The 23,388-nt window shown below is 67.6% G+C and carries 14 protein-coding genes and 2 pseudogenes; 9 read left to right on the top strand and 7 right to left on the bottom strand.

All coding sequences use genetic code 11. From position 1 onward, the window contains the following. Positions 1 to 60 precede the first annotated feature (60 nt). Together ABT115_RS01945 and ABT115_RS01940 are read left to right on the top strand one after the other, a co-directional pair. Positions 61 to 1,839, top strand: a complete 1,779-nt coding sequence (locus ABT115_RS01945) for a glycoside hydrolase family 13 protein (RefSeq protein WP_351782871.1) — start codon at positions 61 to 63, stop codon at positions 1,837 to 1,839. After that, a complete protein-coding gene (locus tag ABT115_RS01940) occupies positions 1,824 to 2,933 on the top strand; it encodes a LacI family DNA-binding transcriptional regulator (RefSeq protein WP_502969002.1) in 1,110 nt (369 codons plus the stop codon). Before ABT115_RS01945 ends, ABT115_RS01940 begins: the two co-directional genes overlap by 16 nt. A gap of 1,314 nt (positions 2,934 to 4,247) precedes the next feature. Here ABT115_RS01940 and ABT115_RS01935 read toward each other — a convergent pair. From ABT115_RS01935 to ABT115_RS01920, 4 genes are all read right to left on the bottom strand, one after another. Then, on the bottom strand, positions 4,248 to 4,961 hold the full coding sequence (locus tag ABT115_RS01935; protein WP_351782869.1) for a hypothetical protein: 714 nt from the start codon (positions 4,959 to 4,961) through the stop codon (positions 4,248 to 4,250). Beyond that, the gene (locus ABT115_RS01930) at positions 4,961 to 5,365 is read right to left on the bottom strand and encodes a hypothetical protein (RefSeq protein WP_351782868.1); all 405 of its coding nucleotides are present in this window, start codon (positions 5,363 to 5,365) and stop codon (positions 4,961 to 4,963) included. Before ABT115_RS01930 ends, ABT115_RS01935 begins: the two co-directional genes overlap by 1 nt. Positions 5,366 to 5,899: 534 nt before the next feature. Further along, positions 5,900 to 6,091: a hypothetical protein gene (locus ABT115_RS01925; RefSeq protein WP_351782866.1), complete on the bottom strand. Its 192-nt coding sequence runs from the start codon at positions 6,089 to 6,091 to the stop codon at positions 5,900 to 5,902. 14 nt (positions 6,092 to 6,105) lie between these two features. Further along, positions 6,106 to 6,954 (bottom strand): Scr1 family TA system antitoxin-like transcriptional regulator, encoded by an 849-nt coding sequence (locus tag ABT115_RS01920; protein ID WP_351782863.1) that lies wholly within the window; start codon positions 6,952 to 6,954, stop codon positions 6,106 to 6,108. A gap of 540 nt (positions 6,955 to 7,494) precedes the next feature. Here ABT115_RS01920 and ABT115_RS01915 point away from each other — a divergent pair. The 5 genes and pseudogenes from ABT115_RS01915 to ABT115_RS01895 all read left to right on the top strand — a co-directional run bounded on the left by ABT115_RS01915 (position 7,495) and on the right by ABT115_RS01895 (position 19,656). Continuing rightward, positions 7,495 to 7,887: an ATP-binding protein gene (locus ABT115_RS01915; protein ID WP_351782861.1), complete on the top strand. Its 393-nt coding sequence runs from the start codon at positions 7,495 to 7,497 to the stop codon at positions 7,885 to 7,887. A 422-nt stretch (positions 7,888 to 8,309) separates the two neighbouring features. Continuing rightward, a pseudogene (locus ABT115_RS01910) lies at positions 8,310 to 9,686 on the top strand (alpha-amylase); the annotation flags it as partial. Positions 9,687 to 10,068: 382 nt separating this feature from the next. Beyond that, positions 10,069 to 15,381 carry a pullulanase-type alpha-1,6-glucosidase gene (pulA, locus tag ABT115_RS01905; RefSeq protein WP_351782858.1) on the top strand — a complete coding sequence of 1,771 codons (5,313 nt, stop codon included), beginning with the start codon at positions 10,069 to 10,071 and terminating at the stop codon, positions 15,379 to 15,381. A gap of 188 nt (positions 15,382 to 15,569) precedes the next feature. Then, positions 15,570 to 17,606 (top strand): ATP-binding protein, encoded by a 2,037-nt coding sequence (locus tag ABT115_RS01900; RefSeq protein WP_351782855.1) that lies wholly within the window; start codon positions 15,570 to 15,572, stop codon positions 17,604 to 17,606. A 379-nt stretch (positions 17,607 to 17,985) separates the two neighbouring features. Continuing rightward, positions 17,986 to 19,656 (top strand): alpha-L-fucosidase, encoded by a 1,671-nt coding sequence (locus ABT115_RS01895; RefSeq protein ID WP_351782852.1) that lies wholly within the window; start codon positions 17,986 to 17,988, stop codon positions 19,654 to 19,656. Positions 19,657 to 19,798: 142 nt separating this feature from the next. Here the strand turns inward: ABT115_RS01895 and ABT115_RS01890 are convergent. Both ABT115_RS01890 and ABT115_RS01885 read right to left on the bottom strand, forming a co-directional pair. After that, positions 19,799 to 20,326: pseudogene (locus ABT115_RS01890) on the bottom strand (glutamine synthetase); the annotation flags it as partial. Between the two features lie 135 nt (positions 20,327 to 20,461). Next, positions 20,462 to 20,821: an arsenate reductase family protein gene (locus ABT115_RS01885; RefSeq protein WP_351782849.1), complete on the bottom strand. Its 360-nt coding sequence runs from the start codon at positions 20,819 to 20,821 to the stop codon at positions 20,462 to 20,464. A 120-nt stretch (positions 20,822 to 20,941) separates the two neighbouring features. On the opposite strand from ABT115_RS01885, the gene ABT115_RS01880 reads away from it, so the two are divergent. Together ABT115_RS01880 and ABT115_RS01875 are read left to right on the top strand one after the other, a co-directional pair. Beyond that, positions 20,942 to 21,211 carry a hypothetical protein gene (locus tag ABT115_RS01880; RefSeq protein WP_351782847.1) on the top strand — a complete coding sequence of 90 codons (270 nt, stop codon included), beginning with the start codon at positions 20,942 to 20,944 and terminating at the stop codon, positions 21,209 to 21,211. Between the two features lie 187 nt (positions 21,212 to 21,398). Continuing rightward, positions 21,399 to 21,881, top strand: coding sequence for a hypothetical protein (locus tag ABT115_RS01875; protein ID WP_351782844.1), 483 nt, complete (start codon positions 21,399 to 21,401; stop codon positions 21,879 to 21,881). A gap of 26 nt (positions 21,882 to 21,907) precedes the next feature. On the opposite strand, the gene ABT115_RS01870 is transcribed toward ABT115_RS01875, so the two are convergent. Continuing rightward, complete coding sequence (locus tag ABT115_RS01870; RefSeq protein ID WP_351782842.1) at positions 21,908 to 22,294, bottom strand: hypothetical protein; 387 nt, start codon at positions 22,292 to 22,294, stop codon at positions 21,908 to 21,910. Positions 22,295 to 23,388 lie beyond the last annotated feature (1,094 nt).

Below are 23,388 nucleotides of genomic sequence, written 5' to 3'. Positions count from 1 at the left end.
GTCGCCGGTGTCCCGACCCGGTACCGGCGACGCTCCCCACCCAGACACCTCAGGGACGACATGACCCAGCACCTCGCTGCCCCCTCCACCGGCACGTCCGACGACGCTCCGGCCCACCAGACCGGCTGGTGGCAGGACGCGGTGATCTACCAGGTCTATCCACGGAGCTTCGCCGACGGTAACGGCGACGGCATGGGCGACCTCGCAGGCGTACGCGGCAGACTCCCGTACCTCAAGGACCTCGGGGTGGACGCGGTCTGGCTCAGCCCGTTCTACGCGTCCCCGCAGGCCGACGCGGGCTACGATGTCGCCGACTACCGCGCCATCGACCCGATGTTCGGCACCCTGCTGGACGCCGACGAGCTGATCCGGGACGCCCACGACCTGGGCCTGCGGATCATCGTGGACCTGGTGCCCAACCACTCCTCCGACCAGCACGAGTGGTTCAAGCGCGCCCTGGCCGAGGGCCCCGGCTCCGCGCTGCGCGAGCGCTACCACTTCCGCCCCGGCAAGGGCGCGGGCGGCGAACTCCCGCCAAACGACTGGGAGTCCATCTTCGGCGGCCCCGCCTGGACCCGGACCACCGACCCGGACGGCACCCCGGGCGACTGGTACCTCCACCTCTTCGCACCCGAGCAGCCCGACTTCAACTGGGAACACCCGGCCGTCGCCGACGAGTTCCGCTCGATCCTGCGCTTCTGGCTCGACATGGGCGTAGACGGCTTCCGGGTCGACGTCGCCCACGGCCTCGTCAAGGCCGAGGGCCTGCCCGACCTCGGCTCCCATGACCAGCTCAAGCTGCTCGGCAACGACGTCATGCCGTTCTTCGACCAGGACGGGGTCCACGAGATCTACCGCTCCTGGCGAACCATCCTCGACGAGTACCCCGTGAAGAAGGGGCCCGAAGGGCTTTCGTGGGGAGGGCGGTGGTGGGCGACGGGGAAGAAGGGGCCCGAAGGGCCTTCGTTGGAAGGGCGGTGGTGGGCGACGGGTGGGCGGATCCTCGTCGCCGAGGCATGGACCCCCACCGTCGAGCGCACCGCCAACTATGTGCGCCCCGACGAGATGCACCAGGCGTTCAACTTCCAGTACCTGTCCACCGCCTGGGACGCCGCCGAGCTGCGCAAGGTCATCGACGTCTCGCTCGACGCGATGCGTCCGGTCGGCGCCCCCACCACCTGGGTGCTTTCCAACCACGATGTGACCCGGCACACCACCCGGTTCGCCAACCCGCCCGGTCTCGGAACCCAGATCCGTAGCGCCGGCGACCGCGAGCTGGGCCTGCGCCGGGCCCGCGCCGCCACCCTGCTGATGCTGGCACTGCCCGGTTCCGCGTACATCTACCAGGGCGAGGAGCTCGGCCTGCCCGACGTCACCGATCTGCCCGACGAGGTCCGCCAGGACCCGTCGTTCTTCCGCGCGGAGGGCCAGGACGGCTTCCGTGACGGCTGCCGGGTACCGATCCCGTGGACCCGCGACGGCAGCAGTTACGGTTTCGGCAGCGGCGGCAGCTGGTTGCCCCAGCCCGACAGCTGGGGCGGGTTGAGCGTCGAGGCGCAGACCGGCGATGCCGACTCCACGTTGGAGCTGTACCGGGCCGCGATCGCCGCCCGCCGGGTGCACCCGGGGCTCGGCGCCGGCACCGCGGTGGAGTGGCTCCAGGCCCCCGAGGGTCTGCTGGTCTTCGCCCGCCCCGGCTTCGTCTGCACCGTCAACGCGACAGGCCGTCCGGTACGCATCCCCGTACACGGCACCGTCCTGCTGTCCAGCACCCCGGTCGCCGACGAGGGCGCCGAGATCGAACTGCCGGCGGACACCACGGTGTGGTGGACGGTGTGACCGTCCCCCTGTCCAGGGCCTCCCTTCCGGATCAGGCCGGCAAGATCCGGAAGGGAGGCCCTGGGACCGGTGGTGCGCCGAGGCTCTCGGACATCGCCGGCCAGGCAGCGGTCAGTGAGGCGACCGTCAGCCGCGTGCTCAACGGGAAACCGGGCGTCGCGGACACCACGCGTAAGCGAGTGCTCGCGGCGCTGGACATCCTGGGCTACGAACGCCCCGTACGGCTGCGCCGGCGCAGCGCCGGGCTGATCGGACTGGTGACGCCCGAGCTCACCAACCCGATCTTCCCGGCGTTCGCGCAGTCCGTCGAACAGGTACTGGCCGGGCACGGCTACACCCCGGTGCTCTGCACCCAGACACCCGGCGGCGCCACCGAGGACGAGCTCGTCGAGCAGCTCGTCGAACGCGGCGTCGGCGGCATCGTCTTCCTCTCCGGGCTACATGCCGACCTGTCGGCCGACCCGGCCCGGTACGCCGCGCTCACCGAACGCGGCGTACCCTTCGTCCTGATCAACGGCTACAACGAACGGATCAGCGCCCCGTTCGTCTCGCCCGACGACTGTGCCGCCGTACGGATGGCGGTCGGGCACCTCGTCGATCTCGGCCACCGCAGGGTTGGCCTGGCCACCGGGCCGCACCGCTATGTGCCGTCCCGCCGCAAGCGGGAGGGCTACATCGAGGCCGCCGTGAACCTGCTTGGCCTGGACCGCGCCGAGGCCGAACTCCTCGTCGTCTCCGCGCTGTTCAGCGTCGAGGGCGGTCAGGTCGCCGCCGGGCCGCTGCTCGACCAGGGGTGCACGGGCATTGTCTGCGGTAGCGACCTGATGGCGCTGGGCGTGGTGCGTGCGGCCCGGGAGCGCGGGCTCGACGTGCCGCGCGATGTGTCGGTGGTGGGCTTCGACGACTCGCAGCTGATCGCGTTCACCGATCCGCCGCTGACGACGGTGCGTCAGCCTGTACAGGCGATGGCGGCGGCCGCGGTGGGCGCTCTGCTGGAGGAGATCGGCGGCAGCCCCGTGCAGCGTACGGAGTATGTGTTCCGGCCGGAGCTGGTGGTACGGGGATCGACCGCGGCGGCGGTGCGCAGCGCCTGACGCCGGGCGGCCTCCGCCGCTGCGCTGCTACGGGGTCTCGCCCGGTCGCCGTACGGTGTCACGCACGATCACCGGTCGATGGACCGGGGCCCGGGGTCCGGGGTCCGAGGCGGAGGCTCGGCCCGTTGCCCCCGAGAACGGTCACTATCGCGTACGCGACTGGGGCGGGTCGCTATAGGTCCGAGCCTGCGCCCGCCACACGGACGCGTATGCGCCCTGTTCCTCCAGGAGACCTTCATGCGTGCCCTCCTCCCAGAAGGAGGCCGCTATCCAGGAATCAGTCGGTCGCCAGCGTGTCGGTTAGTCGGGTCGCCCAGGGTTGAGATTCCCCTGGGCGACCCGACTACTAATCAAAGATCAGGCCTTCTTGGTCTCCTAGTAATTGGGCGGGTCGGTGACCTGCGGGGATCTTTCCTGCAGGTCGCTGACCTGGTCTTTAATCGCTTGCTGGCGATGGGGTGCGACGGTCTTGAGTGGGTGTCTTGCGGACTGTGTGCGGACTACTGACTTCTTCTTGCTGGGATCACCCCTCACTTGTTGGGCGAGAGCGGTAGGTTCATGGGCAGCGCACCAAGAGAGCCCTTCTTCCACGGTTGTTTCGCCCATGCAGGGTGGACCTTGAACATGGCGAGCGAGTAGTCACATGTCGGATAGCGAAGCCCGTGAGCAGCACAATCACGGGCCGGGGACGTTTGTGGGTGGAGACGTCAACGGTGACGTGTGGAACATTTGTCTCCGGCCGACAGGGAAGCTCCCTCTAGTATCGGGAGAATCTCCGCATGAGCCTGAACAGGGAGGCGACGAGGTTGATGATTATGAGAGTATTTGGAGTGCTCTCCTCGAAGCTGGACTCCTCGTGGCCTGCTCGGGCGTGGCAGCATTTCGACTAGCACTGGGTTGGCCGTGGCCAGGTGATAGTTCGGTACCCGGGGGTGCGGAGCGCATTCTGGGCAGCGGCTTCCTTCTCTATGCGTTCTTGGCGTGTCTATCCGCCTTCTCTGCTAGGACGGCTCAGGTCTTTGAATTGTGGTCTGGGCAATGTTCTCTCATTGCCAATCAAGGAAAAAGCGGAATCGTGACTTGGTCGGCGGTCCTGATGTCTCGCAGTCTGGGTGCGCTATCAGTGTTCGCGGCCTCTCTAGCGGAGGGGCTTTCCTCTCTCTATGGATGGAGCTCCTTTGGCGGCCGCGTTTTCGTCCGAGCTCAAACGGCCCGTCTGAATGCAGCTTCCAATGTGAAGGCCGCTGTTGATGCAAAAGAAAGACCTCAAAAGGCGTCGTGAGCACTGCTGCCCCATTGCGTTGCTGGAGTGGACTACCGATTAAACAGGTAGAGGGCCGCGATTGCCCCGGCTCCGACTCCCCATAGAAACGAGTGGATCTGCGCCTTCCGGTCAACGATGATCGCTGGTGGGGGCGGTGTGACGAGGCGCTCCATTCGCTCTGCGGCATTGTCTAATATGTCAGAGGTGCGGGATAGGCGATTGTCGTTCTGGAGGCGATCCAACCGTGCGGCAACCTCGGTCAAGGAATCCTTGGCAGCTTCGAATCGCGTAGCGACCTTTTGTAGATTGGTGGTTTCGAATCGAGTGTCGAATTTGCTCAACGAATGTGCCGCCTCGGACAATTGTTGCGCTACGGCAGGATTGATTTTATCGCCAGTGACCGCGAGAGATTGGGCGACGTCTTCGTTGATGTTGCGAGCGGCGTATCCCAGTATGCCGGCGACGTCTTCGTTGATGTTTCTCGCAGCGTATTCCAGTTGTTGGGCGACATCTTCGTTGATGCTTCTGGCTGCTTTGGCCAGGGAGTCCACGATATCCGGGGAAATTACGCCATCTTCGAGGGCTCGGGTTAGCAGTCTAGCCAAGGGGGGGCTCTGCTTGGTCATCTTGACGAGCAGAGACTTGGTATTCGCATCAAGCATCTCAAAGTGAATGCCGCCGTGGTTGTCACCACCGATGAACGTCCCGGACCCATGATTGTGCTGTTCTCGGAGGGAGTTCTGGTCAGAGTTGGACGATTCCACTAGTTGGCGCCGTTGGTCACGGTGATGCCGCCGTGGTTGTCACCACCGATGAAGGTCCCGGATCCGTGGTTGTGCTGGGACCCGATGTTGATTGTTCTTGTGGCCGGCGGAGCGGCAGAGGCCAGGGCCTCAAGGTCCGTCCGCGCGTCCGGGCAGGCAGCAAGAAAGGCAGTCAAGAATCTCGTCCACCGGGCGGTTGCCTCCGCCTCGGTCACGGTGTGTCGCGCCAGCGCGATGGAATCGCCCTCCAACGCCTGCAATGCGTCGGACCGCTGCTCTGCGGTTCCACGCTGGAAGACGGCGTCGAGCCGAGCGCGAAGAGCATCTGCTCGTCCCTGCAGAAGATAAGCGACAACGTTGCTGGCGGCACCCGTAGCGATGGCTACGGCCGCTTCGTCGAACATGCGGACTACCTCCCACGAAGATACTTAGCAGCCGATGGCGGCTCCCGTTGCATCGATGGTCGCGGCTTGAGAACGTGCGTGTGCCTGTTTTTGGGAAACTCGCCGTTCTTGGAGCGTGGTCTGGCTGGAACACACTCCCTCCTCTAGGCTTCCCGTCCGCGTCCAGGGTCGAAGCTTGCGTGGAGAATCCCGAGAACAGTCATATACCGCTGCTACGGCCATGCGCAGCCCGACGTAGCCCGGAGAGCCGGTCGCAGGGCTGAGCGCTTCAGTTGGCAGGCAGAGCAGTTTCGGGAAGCGTGCTGCCCAAGATGCAGAAACACACTGTGGCGTCCACCGAGTGGATCACCGTGGCGTAATCCGCGGTTTGGTGGATCGCCTCGGTGGTGATGTGGATCAGGGTACTACCCACCGAACGCAACCGGGTTGCGGGGAAGCCCGCAACCCCCAGGCAGGGCAGAGGGCTTATGCGCTGCGGTGTGAACTCTGGATGCGTGATCGTGCTTTACCTCTTGGCATGGTTTGAGGTGGCGTCTACAGCAGGTGATCCGCTTTGCCGGCCTTGATGTCCCGGATGAGCGTGCGCAGGGCATCGGCCGAGTCGGTCAGGCATTTGTCCTCCTGGCCGGCGACGGCGATGTAACCGTTGCCGTCGGTGTCGGTGCCGAAGCGGAAGCAGTTGGAACTCTCCGCACAGAAGGGCTCTTCCCACATGATGTCGTGCATGGTGTCGTCTCCCGTCAGGCGGCGGTCAGAGTGAGTATGAAGTCTCGTGACTTGCTGGAGCTGAGGGAAACGCTCTCCATCCAGTCCAGCTGAGAGCGGTACTTGTCCAACTGTGCGGGAGCATGCGTGAACGCCGGGCCGTGAGCTGAGTCGAGCTGCACGGTGTCCAGTTGCGGGACGACCCCCTGCGCGTAGAACAGTGCCTGCCCTGCACCAGGGAACGCTCCTGAGGAGAACGGCACAATCCGCACGTCCACGTTGTCTTGCTCGCTCACATCGCACAGGTGCTCCAACTGGGTGCGCATCACCTTCATTCCGCCGAACTCGATCCGCAGGGCCGCCTCGTGAATGTAGGCGGTGTACGTGATCGGGCGTTCGCGGTGCAACACCTGCTGGCGTTGCATGCGGAGCGCGACACGCAGTTCGACCTCATGGGAGGAGAGAGGCGGCAGGGCCGCGTTGCCTACTGCCCTGACATAGCCGTCGGTCTGGAGCAGTCCGGGCACATGGAGGAAGGCGCCGGTTCGAACGGCAGTCGCGTGCCACTCCAGCTCGGTGATGTCGAGCAGTCCTGCTGACAGTTGGCCCCGGTACGCCTCCCACCAACCCTTCTGCCGACGTTCGGCCATAGCCACGAGAGCCTCGATGTAAGGCTCGTCGCGGCAGTCGTAGTTGAATGCGAGCGTCCGGACTCGCTCAGGCGTAATGACGCGGACCCCGGACTCGATGTTGGAGATCTTCATTCGGTCCAGCCCGAGCAGGCGGGCTGCGAACTCGGTGCTCTCCCCTGCGTCGGATCGCATCTTGCGCAGCTCGGAGCCGAGCCGCTTCTGGCGTTCGGTGGGGATGCTCCGTGGTGGCATGTCGCTTCTCTCTCGGGCGATGTAGAGCCAGTTTGCCTGCTCGATGGACTCCGCGGTCCACGATGGAGGGTAATTGCCATTGCTGGGTGGTAAATGCCACCTCTGATGCTCTACCTTCAGTCATGTGACGCTCACGCACGGCGAGAACGAAGTGCATCACGCGAGCCTGCCCGCATCCTCCTGCCCTGGGAGGGGTGCGCCCGCGTCAGGGAGACGAGCCACTGCCCCGCTGCGTGTCGCAGGCGTCCACGTACGCGCACGGATCACCAATCACCGCACCAGCGAGCGGAGTTGCCATGCCCGAAAACGAACACACCCGTACTGTCCAGGACCGGCCCCATGAACGGTTCGCCCGGCGGGGAGTTCACCCCCGCCGTACCGACTGGAGCCCCGCGCTTCATTCCCGTACCACCGATCGCACCGCTTCTTTCCCTCGCCCTGCGTGCTACTGCTCGGTTCACCCAGTGCCCCCCGCCGCGCCCTGACCTGCGAGAGCCGGGCCCGGAGAGCCTTGCCTACGGGCTCACGCTACCCTCGGCCGTGGCCACGCCGAACCTGGCCGAGGAGGCTGTCGAGGTCATCCTGGACGGGCATCAGGTGCAGGAGGAGGTGATGCTCCCGGCGTTGCTGCTGGTTCACGAACTCGTCTCCTACGCCTGCCGGTTCACGGGAGCCGGTGACCAGATTCATCTCGCGCTGGGCCGGGCGGCGGGCGTGCTCCAGGTCGCGGTGTACGACACGCATGCCGCCCATGCCCATCCCCGGCTCGCTGCCGCGTGCGAGGAACGCCGCCGGGCCGCCCTCGTCGGGGTCCCCGAGCTGGTGGAGAAGTATCTGGGGACCTGGGGCTTCGGGGCGGGGGCTTACCCGCCCGGTGACGGGATGTGCACCTGGGCCACTCTCGTGCACGCACCGCAGGGCCGGGTTGCCTGACTGGACCCGTCCGACCGTGTCCGCCGCGCCGAAGCGGTCGTGGCGGCCACGCGTGATCGTGGCGAAGCCTGCCTGCCCCGTCGTGCCTCGCATCCCGCGTTCCCGTGACCGGACCGGCCTGGCCGACCGGGTGCGTGGGGTCCGGGGGTGCCGGAACCCCGGCCGACCGGACCGGAGTCGGGAGAAAACTAACAGTGCCGCAATGATTTGCGTAAGTCCTTACAGGAGCGGAGCTGCTGGGTTTCTTGGATGTAAGCGGGCGGCGCCCCAGGGGTTGACCGAGGCTGGACAGGCTCGTACGGTCTCCGTCGCGGCAAGGTTTGCATTCTTGCAGCAAGAACCTTCAGGAGCCTTGAAGGCAGGGCGCGTTGCCATGTGAGGCTGCACCGTCACCCGCATTTCCCCCCACAGCAGGAGGAAACATGGCACGCAGACCACTGTCCGCGGCGCTCGCCCTGGCAGCAGGCGTCGCCGCCCTCGTGGCCCCCACCTCGACCGCCCAGGCCGCCGCCCCCGGAGACAAGGACGTCACCGCCGTCCTCTTCGAGTGGAAGTTCGACTCCGTGGCCAGGGCGTGCACGGATTCGCTCGGCCCGGCCGGCTACGGCTACGTGCAGGTCTCGCCGCCCCAGGAGCACATACAGGGCAGCCAGTGGTGGACCTCGTACCAGCCCGTCAGCTACCGGATCGCCGGACGGCTCGGCGACCGCGCCTCCTTCGCCAACATGATCAGCACCTGCCACAGCGCCGGCGTCAAGGTGGTCGCCGACTCCGTCATCAACCACATGTCGGCCGGATCGGGCACCGGCACCGGCGGCTCCTCGTACACCAAGTACGACTACCCCGGTGTCTACTCCGCCGCCGACATGGACGACTGCACCGCGCAGATCAGCAACTACCAGGACCGTGCCAACGTCCAGAACTGCGAACTCGTCGGCCTCGCCGACCTGGACACCGGCGAGGACTGGGTACGCGGCCGGATCGCCGCCTACCTGGACGACCTGCGTTCCCTGGGCGTGGACGGCTTCCGGATCGACGCGGCCAAGCACATGCCCGCCGCCGACCTGGCGGACATCAAGTCACGGCTGAGCGACCCGGACGTTTACTGGAAGCAGGAGGCGATATACGGCGCCGGCGAGGCCGTCCAGCCCGACGAGTACACCGGCACCGGGGACGTCCAGGAATTCCGCTACGCCCGCGGCCTCAAGCAGGTCTTCGACAACGAGAACCTCGCCTACCTGAAGAACTACGGCGAGGGCTGGGGCTTCATGCCCTCGTCGAAGGCGGCGGTCTTCGTCGACAACCACGACACCGAGCGCGGCGGCGACACGCTGAACTACAAGGACGGCGCGAACTACACCCTCGCCAATGTCTTCATGCTGGCCTGGCCGTACGGCTCGCCCGACATCCACTCCGGCTACGAGTGGTCCGACAAGAACGCGGGCCCGCCGGGCGGCGGCACGGTGAACGCCTGTTACAGCGACGGATGGAAGTGCCAGCACGCCTGGCGCGAGATCTCCTCCATGGTCGGCTTCCGCAACACGGCGCGCGGCGAGTCCGTCACCGACTGGTGGGACGACGGCGGGGACCGGATCGCGTTCGGCCGCGGCTCCAAGGCGTACGTCGCGATCAACCACGGGGGCTCCTCGCTGACCCGTACGTTCCAGACCTCGCTGCCCGCCGGTGACTACTGCGACATCCAGTCCGGCAACGGCGTCACGGTGAACGACTCGGGCCGGTTCACCGCGACCCTGGGCGCGAACACGGCGGTGGCGCTCCAGGTGAACGCCCGTACCTGCGCGCCCGCCTGAGCCACGAGCGCCCCGGACCGCCGGGCGACCCGGGGTCCGGGGCCGCATAGGGGCGTCTCCTCGGGTGACGCAGACGCACCGCACGCAGTGCTCCTGCTGCGTCACGCTTCGGGGACCACCCCCCGACACGTCCCCTCCCGGTGCACCGCCGTTCGATCGCGGCGCCCCCGGCCCGTGATGTGCGGCGACCGGGGGCGGGGGCCCACCAGGGCGATCCCCGCAGGACGACGCAGTAATGAAGCGGCTCACTCGCGGTGCCGGACGAGTCTGCGTCGTCCGAGGAGACGCCCTGGTGGGCCCCCGCCCCACCCCGCACCCGACCATCCCCCCACCCCGAGAACCCCCACCCGCACACAAGGAGACCCCGCCCGTGTCCCGTTCCACCCTCGGACGGGGAGCCGTCGCCGCACTCTGCGTGGCGCTCCTCCCCGTCGTACCGGCGGCATCCGCGTCCGCCGCGCCGAGACCCCCGGGCCCGCCCTCGGACGCCCGGCTGGCCGCCGAGCCGGCGCGTCACGATCTGACGCGTGAGCAGTTCTACTTCGTCATGCCCGACAGGTTTGCCGACGGCGACACCTCCAACAACCGTGGCGGACTGACCGGTTCGCGCCTGGAGACCGGAAACGACCCCACGGACAAGGGCTTCTACCAGGGCGGCGACCTCAAGGGCCTGACCGAGCGACTCGACTACATCAAGGGCCTCGGCACCACCGCCATCTGGCTCGCCCCGATCTTCAAGAACCGCCCCGTCCAGGGCGTCGGCAAGGACGCCTCGGCCGGCTACCACGGCTACTGGATCACCGACTTCACCCAGGTCGACCCGCACTTCGGCACCAACGCCGACCTGTCGAAACTGATCGACAAGTCCCACGGCAAGGGCATGAAGGTCTTCTTCGACGTCATCACCAACCACACCGCGGACACCGTCGACTACGCCGAGAAGGCCTACGGCTACCGGCCCAAGGGCGCCTACCCGTACCTGGACAAGGACGGCCGCCCGTTCGACGACAGCAAGGGCCTGGCGAAAGCCGACGCGGACTCCTTCCCGTACACACCCGAGAACACCGGGAACAAGGTCCCGTCCTGGCTCAACGACCCGACGATGTACCACAATCGCGGCGACTCGACCTACGCAGGCGAGTCCACCACGTACGGCGACTTCTCCGGGCTCGACGATCTGTGGACCGAGCGGCCCGAGGTCGTCTCCGGCATGGAGAAGATCTACGAGAAGTGGGTCCGGGACTTCGATATCGACGGTTTCCGGATCGACACCGTCAAACACGTCGACCTCGACTTCTGGACCCAGTGGGCGACGGCGCTGGACGCCTACGCCGCCCAGCAAGGGCGCGAGGACTTCTTCATGTTCGGCGAGGTCTACTCCGCCGACACCGCCATCACCTCGCCCTACGTCACCCAGGGGCGGCTCGACGCGACGCTCGACTTCCCGTTCCAGGAAGCGGCACGCCAGTACGCCTCGCAGGGCGCCCCGGCCTCGAAACCCGCCACCGTCTTCGGTGACGACTACCGGTACACCACCGACAAGGCCAACGCCTACGAGCAGGTCACCTTCCTCGGCAACCACGACATGGGACGCATCGGGGCGTTCCTGAAGCAGGACAACCCGAAGGCCGATGACGCCGAACTCGTCAAGCGCGCCCAGCTCGCCAACGAGCTGATGTTCCTCAGCCGCGGCAACCCCGTCGTCTACTACGGCGACGAGCAGGGCTTCACCGGCGCGGGCGGCGACAAGGACGCCCGCCAGACCATGTTCGCCTCGAAGACCGCCGACTACCTCGACGACGACGAGCTGGGCACCGACCGCACCCACGCCTTTGACGCGTACGACACGAAGCACCCGCTCTACCGGAACATCGCCGCGCTCTCCGAGCTGACCAGGAAGAACCCGGCTCTGCGCGACGGCGTCCAGACCGAACGCCACGCGGAAGGGTCCGTGTACGCCTTCTCCCGTACGGATCCCGAGAAGCCGAACGAGTACGTCGTCGCCACCAACAACGGCACCGGGCCGAAAACCGTGGAGCTGCCCACCGCATCTGCGGGCATGAACTTCCGTACGCTGTACGGTGGTTCGTCCACCGTCCGCAGCGGCGCCGACAAGAAGATCACCGTCACGGTGCCCGCCTTCTCCAGTATCGTGCTGCGCGCCGAGGAGGCGCTGGGCGACCCGGCCGCCAAGCCCTCGATCACCCTAAAGGCCCCGGCAGCCGGAGCCACCGGCACCGTCGAGATCTCCGCCGACGTCGACGGCGGACAGCTCAATCGGGTCGTCTTCGCCGCCCAGACCGGCAACGGCAAGTGGGTCACCCTCGGCTCCGCCGACCACGCCCCGTACAAGGTCACCCAGACCGTGGGCGACACGGTGGCCGAGGAAACGCCCTTGCGGTACAAGGCGGTTGTCGTGGACCGCACCGGCCGCACCGCGAGTACCACCGCCTCGTCCACCGCAGGCCAGGCACCCGCCGCCGAGAAGCCCGTCGCAGTCGAGCGCGACCACGCCGTCGTCCACTACAAGCGTGCGGACGGCGACTACGACGGCTGGCAGGTCAAGTCCGGCGACACGAAAGCCGACTTCATCGGGCGGGACGCCTACGGCGCCTTCGCCTGGATCAAGCTCGATGAGGGCGCCGCCTTTGTCCCGTACACCGTGGAGAAGTCCGGCACCGCCGACGGTCCGCAGCGCACCGTCGAACTCGCGAAGACAGGACAGGTCTGGATCGAGCAGGGCAAGGACGGCCAGGCCGACAAGGCCCCCGACGGCGCCTACCCGCCGCAGGACACCACAGAGGCCGTACTGCACTACTACCGGGCCGACGGCGACTACGACGGCTGGGGGCTGCACACCTGGACCGGCGCCAAGGATCCCACCGACTGGGCCAAGCCGCTCCAGCCGGCGAAGAAGGACGCCTCCGGCGTCACCTTCGAGGTGCCGCTCACCGACGGTGCCACCTCGCTCAGCTACATCCTGCACAAGGGTGACGAGAAGGACCTGCCGAGCGACCAGTCGCTCGACATCGCCACCTACGGGCACGAGGTCTGGATGCTCAGCGGCACGCCCGGCTATCTGCTGCCGCAGACCGGCGGCGTACCCACACCCGATCTCACCGAGGCCGAGGCGCAGTGGATCGACTCCGACACCGTCGTATGGAAGGTGAAGGCGACCGAAGCCACCAGCCAGCAGCTCGTCTACGCATCGGGCGGCGGCATATCCGTCGTCGACGGGGCGCTCTCCGACGAGGGACAGTGGCTGCGGCTCGCACCGTCCGCGCTGACCGAAGCGCAGAAGACGAAGTACCCGCACCTCAAGGACTATCCGGCGTTCACCGTCGACGTCCGCGACCGGGACAGGGTGCGCGAGGCGCTGCGCGGCCAGCTGATCGCCACCCAGCGCGCCGCCAACGGTGCGCTGCTCGCCGCCACCGGCGTACAGAGCGCGGGCGTGCTCGACGACCTCTACGGGAAGAACGCGGCCACCGCCTCGCTCGGCCCGGTCTTCGACCACGGCCGCCCCACGCTCTCCGTCTGGGCACCCACCGCCCGTACCGTCGCCCTCGAACTCGACGGCCGGAGCGTCCCGATGCGCCGTGACAACCGCACGGGCATCTGGTCCGTCACGGGCACGAAGAAGTGGACGGGCAAGCCCTACCGCTATGTGGTGGACGTCTGGGCACCCACCGTCCAGAAGATCGTCACCAACAAGGTCACGGACCCTTACTCCACCGCCCTGACCACCAACTCCGCGCGCAGCCTCGTGGTCGACCTCGACGACCCGGGCCTCGCGCCGACGGGCTGGTCCGGGCTGAGGAAGCCCGCCGCAGTCCCGCTGCGTGACGCCCGGATCCAGGAGCTGCACATCCGCGACTTCTCGATCGCGGACCGCACCTCGAAGCACCCCGGCCAATACCTCGCCTTCACCGACACCCGCTCCGACGGGATGAAGCACCTCAAGCAGCTCGCGAATTCCGGTACCAATTACGTTCATCTGCTGCCCGCCTTCGACATCGGCACCATCCCCGAGAAGAAGTCCGCCCAGCAGAAGCCCGCCTGTGATCTGTACGTGTACGCCCCCGACTCCGAGGAACAGCAGGCCTGCGTGGCGAAGGCCGCGGCGCAGGACGGGTTCAACTGGGGCTACGACCCGCTGCACTACACCGTCCCGGAGGGGGCGTACGCCTCCGATCCGAACGGCACCCGGCGCACCGTCGAGTTCCGGCAGATGGTCCAGGGACTGAACGGCGCGGGTCTGCGGACCGTCATGGACGTCGTCTACAACCACACCGTGGCCTTTGGCCAGGACGACAAGTCCGTGCTCGACCGGATCGTGCCTGGCTACTACCAGCGGCTGCTGGAGGACGGCACAGTCGCCACCTCCACCTGCTGCGCCAACACCGCACCCGAGAACACCATGATGGGCAAGCTCGTCGTGGACTCGGTCGTCACCTGGGCCAAGGAGTACAAGGTCGACGGCTTCCGCTTCGACCTGATGGGCCACCACCCCAAGGCCGGCATCCTTGCCGTCCGCAAGGCGCTCGACGCGCTGACCGTGGCCAAGGACGGCGTCGACGGCAAGAAGATCATCCTGTACGGGGAGGGCTGGAACTTCGGCGAGATCGCCGACGATGCCCGCTTCGTCCAGGCCACCCAGAAGAACATGGCCGGCACCGGCATCGCCACCTTCTCCGACCGGTCCCGCGACGCCGTCCGCGGCGGCAGCCCCTTCGACGAGGACCCGGGCGTGCAGGGCTTCGCCACCGGCCTCTACACCGACCCCAACACCTCGACCGCCAATGGCACGAAGGCCGAACAGAAGGCCCGGCTGCTCCACTACCAGGACCTGATCAAGGTCGGCCTCACCGGCAACCTCGCCGACTACACCTTCACCGACTCCTCGGGCCGTACGGTCAAGGGCTCGGGTGTCGACTACAACGGGGCCCCCGCAGGATACGCCGCGGTCCCCGGCGACGCCCTCGCCTACGCGGACGCCCACGACAACGAGTCGCTGTACGACGCGCTCGCCTTCAAGCTCCCGGCGGGCACATCAGCGGCGGACCGGGCCCGTATGCAGGTCCTGGCGATGGCGACGGCCACCCTCTCGCAGGGGCCCTCGCTCTCCCAGGCGGGGACCGACCTGCTGCGCTCCAAGTCCCTGGACCGCAACTCGTACGACAGCGGTGACTGGTTCAACGCTCTGCACTGGGACTGCCGCGACGGCAACGGCTTCGGCCGTGGACTGCCCCCGGCCGCCGACAACCTGTCCAAGTGGTCCTATGCCAAGCCGCTGCTGACCGGGGCCGCGCTCAGCCCCGGCTGCGCACAGATCAACGGTGCGTCCGCCGCGTACCAGGACCTGCTCACCATCCGCTCCACGGAGAAGGACTTCGACCTCTCCACCACCGAGCAGGTGCAGTCCGCCCTGTCCTTCCCGCTCTCCGGGAAGGACGAGACACCGGGTGTGATCACCATGAGGCTCGGAAAGCTGGTGGTCGTCCTCAACGCGACCCCCGGCGCCGAGACCCAGAAGATCGCCGGCCTGGCCGGGCAGCAGTACGCCCTGCATCCCGTCCAGGCTGCGGGCGCGGATTCTACCGTCAAGAAGTCGATGTACGAGAGGAGTTCGGGAAGCTTCACCGTCCCGGGGCGGACGGTGGCGGTATTTTCGCTGAGCTGAGCCGTACAGGACTACGTTGAGAGGCAGCAGTCGCCGGGGAGTGCCGCATCACCGCACTCCCCGGCGACTCCTCTTCCCCCCGGCCGGTCCCGGCCCCTTTTCGGTACGCCAGGCGTCCTCCCATGCCTGCGCAGTACGGGAATCAGGGGCTGGGACCGGCCGGTCCACCTGTTTCAGCGACGGTGACCATGGCGAGCAGCATCCCCGAGGAGACAACGAGCTTTGTCGGACGGAAAGGGGAACTTGCCAGGCTCGAACACACCCTCGCCGCACGTCGGCTGACCACACTCACCGGCACCGGCGGTGTCGGCAAGACCAGGCTCGCGGTCCGCGCGGCCCGGCATGCGGCGGCCGGACACCGCGACGGCGCCCGGTGGGCGGATCTCTCACCGCTCCACGGCGACGGACTGCTCGTCGCGACCGTCTCCGACGCTGTCGGGCTATGCGACCACACCCTGCGCATGCCCATCGACGCGCTGTGCGAATGGCTCGTCGACAAGGAACTGCTGCTGGTCCTCGACTCGTGCGAGCATCTGCGCTCCGCGTGCGCGCATCTGCTCGGCGAGATCCTCACCACGTCGCCCGGCCTCACCGTGCTCGCCACCAGCCGGCAGCCGCTGGGCATCAGGGGCGAGCAACTCGTCGAGGTGGAACCGCTGCCCGTCGAGGGCGCGGCCGACGCACTGACTCTGTTCCGGGACCGGGCAGCCGCGGCGGCTCCGGGGCTCGCCCTCGACGCGCCGGGCAACGCCGAGGCCGTCGCCGGGATCTGCCGCCGCCTCGAAGGCATTCCGCTCGCCATCGAACTCGCGGCGGGAGCGCTCGGCCGGGACACCGTCGAGCAGGTCGCGTCACGGATCGGCTCCCGCTTCGACGTACCGACCGACGAATCACTCCAACTGCCGCGCCACCGCACCCTGCGCACCGCCATCGGCTGGAGCCACGAGCTGTGCACCCCGCTGGAACGGCTGCTCTGGGCCCGGCTGACCGTCCTGCGCGGTGACTTCGACGAGGCCGCGGCACGCGAGGTCTGCGCCGGAGGGCCGCTCACCGAGCACGGTGTGACCGAGGCACTGCACGGCCTGGTCGCCAAGTCGGTCGTCGGACGGGACGGCGTACGGCACCGCATGCTCGACACCATCCGCGAGTACGGACGGATGTGGCTCGCCGAGCTCGGCGAGGAACGGGCCGCCGCCGACCGGCACGCCGCCTGTTTCCTCGGCCTGGCCCGCCACGCCCACGCGGGCTGGACCGGCGACGAACAGATCAGCTGGTACCACCGCATCGCCGAGTCGCACGCCGACCTGTGCGCCGCGCTCGACCACCTGCTGGCCCACGACACCGGGGCCGCCCAGGAAATGGCGGGCCGGATCGGCTTCTTCTGGTGCTGCTGCGGCCATCTGCCGCAGACCCGCGAATACGCCCAGCGCGCCCTGGACGCCGGACCCGCCGAAGGCCCCCACCGCACCCGCGCCCTGTGGGTGCTGGGCATGACCGTCATGCTCCAGGGCGACTATCCGGCCGCCCGGCGCCTGGGCCGGGAGTGCACCAGGGCGGCGGCCCGCGACGGGGCCGACGAAGGCATCCTCGCCGCCGCCTATCTGTGCGGCCTCACCCATCTGATGACCGGCCGCCCCGAGGCGAGCCTGAGCCGGATCGACCGGGTGCTGCGCACCACCGGCGCCGCCACCCCCCTCGAATCGGCCTACCGGCTGCGCTGCCACCTCATCACCGTCTTCGCCCTGACCAGCCTCGGACGGCTGGACGAGGCGGCGGAGGCGGCCATGGTCCTGCGCGAGGCCTGCGAGGCACAGGACGAGCGCTGGACTCGCAGTTACGTCGACTACCAACTCGCCCTGATCGCCCTGCTGCAGGGCGACGCCGACGCCTCCGCCGCCCACGCCCGCTCGATGCTCGCGGGCAAGCACCGCCTGAGGGACAGCTTCGGCATCGCACTCGGCCTGGACATCCTGGCCGCGGCGATCGCCGCCCAGGGCGCGGGCACCCGCGCCGCCCGGGTCTACGGCACGGGACAGGTCTACTGGCGCATGGTCGGTCATCCGCAACGCGGCACCCCGGAACTGGGCCCGCTGCGCGAGGCCTGCGAACGCCAGGCACGCGCGGCCGTCGGCGACGCCGCGTACCAGCGCGCCTTCGAAATGGGCCGGGCGGACAACGCGGAGGTGGGCCTCGCGGCCGCGCTCCAGGGCGAACTGCTCACGTAGAGCGTGTTCAGTCCCACCGGACCGACCGGGGCCCATTCGGATCCTGCCCGGCTCGCAAGAAGCCCGGGTGTCAGCGCAGGGCGCCCACCCGACTGCCGTCCATCGGCGTCCCGTTCAGCCAAGCCGGTCGCCCGCCCTCGCCGGTACGGCGAGCAGACGGCTGTCGGGACCGCCCCTCCACTCCGCCCGGCGGCGCGGTCCGCATGCCCGGGGCGGTCCCGCGCCCGGGCGCCGGAAGCCGGCTCTGGGCTTGGGCTTTAGGAACGAGAGATGGGACGTATGTTGCGCACACCCTTCCCGTCAGCTGCTCTGTGCGACACCATGCACGCGTCGGCGCTCAAGAGATCCGACCAATGATGGTCGGGAATGGGAGGGAACCATGGCACGAAGCCCCCGTGTGCTCAGTGCGCTCGCGCTGGCGGCCGCCGCCGCGCTCGTCCCTGTACAGGCCATTGCGCAGCAGCACGCGAGCAGGCAGTCGGCGCCACCGGGCACCCCGTGCACCGCGCCCGTGAAGCCCGCTTCGCAGATGACCGTCGAATCCTGCGACAGCCCGGACCGGATCATCGAGAAGGCCGCGAACATCGTTCCCACACGCAACCAACTTGCCTGGCAGCGGCGGGAGGTCACCGCCTTCACGCACTTCGGGATGAACACGTTCACCGGCCGCGAGTGGGGCTCAGGCACGGAGGACGAGAAGCTCTTCGCCCCCCAGGCCATCGACGCCGACCAGTGGATGCGCGCCTACAAGGCGGCCGGTATCGAGCAGGTCATGCTTACAGCCAAGCACCACGACGGCTTCGTTCTCTATCCGAGCCGCTACACCGACCACTCGGTCGCGCTCAGCCCCGGCAGCCCCGATGTCGTGGCCGCCTATGTGAAGGCCGCCCGCAAGGCAGGTCTGAAGGTCGGGCTCTATCTCTCGCCCTCCGACGGCGCCGAACTCCCGCACGCCTGGCATGCGCAGTGGGTCGACACGATCCGCGAGAAGCAGGCCGAGGGCAAGCCGCTCAGCTTGCCAGAGCGCGTGGCCCTGGCGGACGGCGACCGCGCCCCGGCCGGTGAGGGCCGCTTCGGCAACGGCAGCGCTGTCACCGCGCGCACCATCCCCACCCTCGTCCCCGGCGACGACCGCGCTGCTGCCGTCAAGCGCGGCGAGCTGCCCACCTTCGAGGTGATGGCCGACGACTACGACGCGTACTACCTCAACCAGCTCTACGAGCTCTTCACCCAGTACGGACCGATCGAGGAACTCTGGCTGGACGGTGCCAACCCCTGGTCCGGCTCCGGCATCACCCAGAAGTACAACGTCAAGCAGTGGTTCGACATGGTCAAGGCGCTATCGCCGGACACCGTTGTCTTCCAGGGCCCACAGGGCGTGCGATGGGTCGGCAACGAGAGCGGCATCGCCCGCGAGACCGAGTGGAGTGTCACCCCGCACATCACCGACCCGTGGACGGGGTTCGGCAGCCTAAGCCTCCCCAACGGCCCGACCGCCCCCGACATCGGCTCCCGGGCCAAGATCCTCGACCCGGCCGTCAACTATCTGCAGTGGTACCCGGCCGAGGCCGATGTCTCGATCAGGCCCGGCTGGTTCCACCACCCGAACGAGAAGCCCAAAACGCCTGCCCAGTTGATGAACCTGTACGAGAAGAGCGTCGGCCGCAACGCCTCCCTGCTGCTCAACGTTCCGCCGAACAAGGACGGCCGGATCGACGACTCCGACATCGCGTCACTGACCGCCTTCGGTTCCGACGTACGCCGGATCTACGGCACCGACGTACGCAAGCTGAGCCCGGCGCCGTACACCTTCGACCGGGTCGCCGTGCGTGAGGACATCCGGCACGGGCAGCGGGTGGAGAAGTTCGCCGTCGAGGCCCGGATCGGCGGGACCTGGCAGCGGATCGCCGAGGGCACGACGATCGGCCACCGCCGCATCCTGCCCCTTGCCACGCCGGTCACGGCCACTGCGGTGCGGGTAAAGGCGCTGGAGTCCCGGGCCACACCGCATCTGGGGACCACGACACTGCACCTGAGCACCGCTCCGTAACCCCAGTGCCGCCTGCCAATCGTGGGTGAGGTCGGTACCACCGGGGTTGCGCGGCCATCGGCCGGAGGAAGGTTGGCTCTGCTACGACGAGGGGGCGCCCACCTGGTCGCGGGCACCCCCTCGTGCGGACGGCGGAACGGGATCAGACCTGGTCGGCCTTCTCCAGCGCGGTGCAGCAGGTGTCGACGATCAGCCGCGTGACGACGTACGGGTCGACGTTGGCGTTCGGGCGGCGGTCCTCGATGCCCGCGCCGTAGTTCTTGACGTGGTCCATCGGCTTCGAGCCCTCGCCCAGCGACTCGCACGCGGTGATGATCGCCTCGTAGCCCTCGCGCATCGCCTTGGTGGAGAAGTTGGTGTGCGCTCCCGCGCCGTTCCAGTCGCCCTTGACCGGCTTCGGGTCGAGGGTCGCGGAGACGTTGAAGTCCTCGGCGGTGCGGTACAGCAGCCAGCGGGCGATCCACAGCTGGTCGGAGACCTCCAGCGGGGACAGCGGGCCGACCTGGAACTCCCACTGGCCGGGCATGACTTCGGCGTTGATGCCGGGGATGCCGAGGCCCGCCTTCAGGCAGTTGTCGAGGTGCTTCTCGACGATCTCGCGGCCGAAGATCTCGTCGGCGCCGACACCGCAGTAGTAGCCGCCCTGCGCGGCCAGGAAGCCGGGCCATCCTGTGCGGGTGCTGCGGTCCTGCGGTCCGGTCTTTGCAGCGCAGCTTCGCAAAACGCGATTTCCCGTCCGTTGCCCGAATGTGAAACCCCGTGTTACCGATGCCTCCTGACCCGGTAGCTCTCGCTGCACGGGTGCTCAGCGCCCCATGGCGTCCCGTACCGCCTCGTCCGTGCGCGCCACGACGGCGGTCCCGTCGTCCGCCGTGATGATCGGCCGCTGGATCAGCTTCGGATGCCCGGCGAGCGCCGAGATCCACCGCTCTCTCGAACCGGCATCGCGCGGCCACTCCTTGAGCCCGAGCTCCTTCGCGTCCGCTTCCTGCGTCCGCGTGATGTCCCACGGCTCCAGCCCGAGCCGGTCGAGCACGGCCCGGATCTCGTCCGGTGACGGCACATCCTCCAGATAGCGGCGGACGGTGTACTCGACACCCTCCGCGTCGAGCAGTTGCACCGCGCCGCGGCACTTGGAACAGGCGGGATTGATCCAGATCTCCATGGGGTCAACGTTACGGGAGGGATTCCGCGAAAGCCCGTCTGGCCAGCGGTGATTGTCAGTGGTGGGCCGTAAAATGGAGGTAGTTCGTGAGGGTTTCACGACCGTGCCAGGAGGTTGCCCATGGCCGTTGCCGCAGTCACGACCAAGCCGCTCCAACAGCCCCTGCAGAAGAAGCCGCTCCCCGCGGGCCGGCCCCGCGAGTGGTACGTCTCCCACAATCGCCGCCTGAAGGCCATGCGCCTGGCGATCGCCCTGCTCGACACGGGCGTCTACTACCCGTCGACCGCGACCAACGACAAGATACGTACGACTGCCGAGCGCATCGGCATCCACCCGCCGTCCGACACGACCTGTCGCATGGTCCGCGCCCTGATCCGCTACGGCCGCTGACGATGACGGCTGACAGTTGACGATCGATTGCTCGCGCACCTGAAGCCTGTGTCCCCGGGGCCCCGGGGACACAGGCTGAGGCACGGCCTCCGCTCCAGCCCGGACCGTCACCCGACTGGCGCACACCGCGTGCGGCCCCGCCCGCCGCCCCTTTGACTGAGGCGATGGGCTAGTGCTGGGAGGCGCGATGACGAGGAAAGCCGCGCGAGGCCTGTGGGCCGTACTGCTGACGGCGGCTGTGGTGTCGACGGCCGCCGCCTGTTCCGGCGGCGGCAAGGCCCCCAGCACGGCGTCCCAAGCTGCGTCCGCCGCGGCGTCGGTGGAATCCAAGGCCCCCGAAGTGGTGGCCTCGGCGACAGCCGCCGCAGGCGAGAAGCTGAAGGGCTTCAAGAACGCCGTGAACGCCAAGAGCGACGTCAAGCTGGGCACACCGAGCACCGACCACGACGGCCGCGTCATTGCGAAGGTCACCGTGACGAACAGCGCCGACTCGGCAAAGTCGTACGCCGTGCAGATCAACTTCCGCGACCCGAACGGCAATCTCCTCGACACGGTGGTGGTGACGGTCGACGGCGTCGGTCCGAAGGCCTCCAAGGACGCCACGGCCCGCAGCAACCGCAAGTTGTCGGGCGACATCAAGGTCGACGTGGGAACCGCCCTGCGGCACTGATCGCACCACAACAGGTGAAGACGATCTCAGCCGACTGGTGGCTGGGGTGAGTGTTCGGTGCCGCTGGAGGATTCGGGTGAAAGTTCCCCTGGATGCGGATTGGGCAGGGGCGGCGGCAAAACATTTACGACGGCCGGAGGCGGCGGATTCGAAGGCGTGGGCACCTGAATGAGAAAGGGGAAGAATGCAATATGGCCGCCGCTGTTCACAGTCCGCTTCGAAAGTCGATAGCACACGATCATGTTTGGATTACTAATGGTCGTGTAGCACTTAAGTGCGGACGGTGCGGCCTGGGAATTTTGCGGCGAGGCAACGGAGTTACTTGCTGATGTGCCCAATATGCCAGCCGCCAAGCAGAAGGAGGCCGCCGCTGCGACACTGATGTTCCGCAAGGTTTTTTTCTTCATGCTCATCAGCCCAAAGGCTAGGAGTGAACTGAAACGTCCCATCAGTGCGCTGGCGCTTCGGAGGCCCCACGCACGATATAGCTCGAACGAGGACGATTTACTTAGGAATACTGGGCGTTGATAACCATCGTATCGTTCGGCCCGGTCTGCTGCGAGCGGTCGCTCCAAGGGCTGTCCCGTAATCCCTGGCGGGCGCGCGACGACAGCTACGGCACCTCGCCGCGTTGTCGGAACGTCCGCATACATCCAGCATGCGGACGTCCCTCCGCCTTGCGATGCACCGCATCTGACGCCGCGCGGATTCAACCCGGAGTTGCTGCTGCCAGTCGCACCACCACGTCAGCGTCACGCCGGAGTCACGCCAGGGTTATGGCCTGCCGCTCACGATGGCACGTGACTGGAATAGCAATCCCAGTGCCGAAAAGGAGAATGCCGTGAGAGGAAACATCGCCCTGAGCGCCGCCGTGACAGTTGCGCTTTTCGGAGGGTTGGCTGCGACCACCGTCGGGCCGGCCTCCGCTGTCCCGAACCAGAGCTGTCGGGTGGTAGGAAATACCCTGACGGGAGAGAACTTCGATCCCAACGGGACGTTCACCGTCACCCCTGCGGGGATAAAGGTGCGCCCTTCTTCTGAAGGTCGCATCGGACCGACCGCCGTTGCGGGCGGGGGCCGCTTCTTCGTAGGCCCTGTGGCCTGCACCGGGGCGGAAGCGGCGACATCGGCAGGAAGTGAAGCAGGTGCAGCCGCTGCCTCAGCTGCCGGAACGAATGCGGCACGAGCAGCGATAAGTAGAGGCGCCTCTCCGCAACAGGCGAGGGCGCAGGGCATAGCGGCGGCACAGGCCACGGGGAGAAGCCTTGGTCTGCCGCAGACGGTGATAAACCAAGTCATCAATCAGACAACCAACAATATGAACCAAATCATTGGTTCCACCATCGGTGGCTCCGTCATCGCGGGGACCGGCAACACTACGGTGCCTGGTACGCCGAAGCCTGGTGGTGAGACGCCTGGTACTCCGGTGCCTGGTACTCCGGTGCCTGGTACGCCGAAGCCTGGTGGTGAGACGCCTGGTACTCCGGTGCCTGGTACTCCGGTGCCT

Origin of the sequence: Streptomyces sp. NPDC001832 (assembly GCF_040297265.1) — a bacterium.
Classification (GTDB): Bacteria; Actinomycetota; Actinomycetes; order Streptomycetales; family Streptomycetaceae; genus Streptomyces.
This window is presented reverse-complemented; position numbering and strand designations above follow the sequence as displayed.